Genomic DNA, 1,598 nt, shown 5'->3' with positions numbered 1-1,598 from the left:
GCTGCAAAAGATGTTAGAGAGAGCGTTGGAAAAAAGAATGGATGCTCCAGAAATAGGAGAGCTAAAAATCCTTTCTCCCGAAGAAACGAAAGAAAAGTTTCCTATTATTTCAGGTGAATGGCATGCTCTTTTCGTAGAAGGGGGAGCAAGAGTAGATGGCAAGGCTATGAGGGATGCTCTAATCAATGGAGCTAAAAAGCTAGGCGCACAGATAGTGTATGGAGAAGCTGTCTGGAAGAACAATGAATTATGGATAGACGGAGTACGGACAGATGCAGAGGCGGTTATATTAACAGCCGGTGCTTGGGGCAATGAAATTCCATCTACGTTAGGCTTAGATTTAAATGTTACCTTTCAGAAGGCTCAAATCATGCATTTTCAATTGGAGAATGATATGTCTACCGGGGAATGGCCAGTAGTCCTACCTCCAACTAATCAATATATGCTATCTTTTGAAAATGGAAAAGTGGTTGCAGGATCTACCTATGAAGAAAATACTGGGTATGATTTTCAAGTGACTGAGGAAGGGAAAAAAGAACTGCTTGATAATGCAATAAGTATTGCAAAAAGCCTAAAAGATGAGAAAATAAAGGAAGTAAGAGTAGGCTTTCGTCCGTATACTCCGGATTTTCTACCTGTACTTGGTAAGCTGGAGGGACAAAACGGTTTTTATTTTGCGAACGGTCTTGGGGCATCTGGTTTAACGGCTGGGCCATTTGTTGGTTCAGAGCTAGCTAAGCTAGTGTTAGGAAGAGAAACGATACTAGATTTAGAAAAATATACACCCAATTAAAAAGGGCGTGGGGGAAGAGAAATGAGTTACATACAAACAGAAGAAGTTAATGATGTGACCGTGGTAGAGGCGCTTGAAAAAAACTTAGCGATTATTCGTTTTGATATGAACCGCCGTGTTGCGTATGTTAATGAAAATTTTGCAAAAGAACTTAACTATACTGTAAGTGAAGTAAAAGGCATGCACCACAGAGAATTCTGTTTTCCAGATTTTGTGAACAGCCCGGCATACGAAAAGCTTTGGAAGGATCTGTTTGCGGGTAAGTCATTTTTCGATAAGGTAGAAAGAAAAGATAAACATGGCAATAGTGTGTTTTTAGAAGCTTCTTATATGCCGATTTTTGGGAGTAACGGCAAGGTGCTTGGGGTCACCAAAGTAGCTACTAACGTAACGGGACGTCATCAAATTCTAATGGGTGTTACAGAAGAATTAAATCATATGTCTGAAGAGTTGAGTAACCGTGCCGAAGTGGGGATTAAAAGAAGCGAAGATCTACTAGAAAGAATAGATGAAATTGCTGCTGGTTCTAGAGAAAATACAAACACATTAGAAAACCTTCAAAAACAGGCAGATTCAGTTAAAGGGATTGTTCAAACTATCAGAGAAATTGCAGCACAAACGAACTTACTAGCATTAAATGCTGCTATTGAGGCAGCGCGAGCTGGAGAGCACGGCCGTGGATTCAATGTTGTCGCTCAAGAAGTGCGTAAGCTTGCTGGTAGAGTCGAGGCTTCAATCGTAGAAGTAAGAGAGAATATTGAAGGAATAGCAAAACAAGTTGATAAGGTAACTGCGAGCAATAGTC

Annotated in this window: 2 protein-coding genes; both read left to right on the top strand. The window is 40.4% G+C overall.

Going from position 1 to position 1,598, the window contains the following annotated elements:
- Nucleotides 1-793 (top strand): NAD(P)/FAD-dependent oxidoreductase (locus AC06OU_RS03830; protein WP_475854091.1); only part of this gene is annotated, 793 nt, incomplete at its 5' end.
- A 21-nt stretch (nt 794-814) separates the two neighbouring features.
- Nucleotides 815-1,598 (top strand): methyl-accepting chemotaxis protein (locus AC06OU_RS03825; protein WP_475854090.1); only part of this gene is annotated, 784 nt, incomplete at its 3' end.

It is taken from the genome of Psychrobacillus sp. (assembly GCF_056205495.1).
This window is presented reverse-complemented; position numbering and strand designations above follow the sequence as displayed.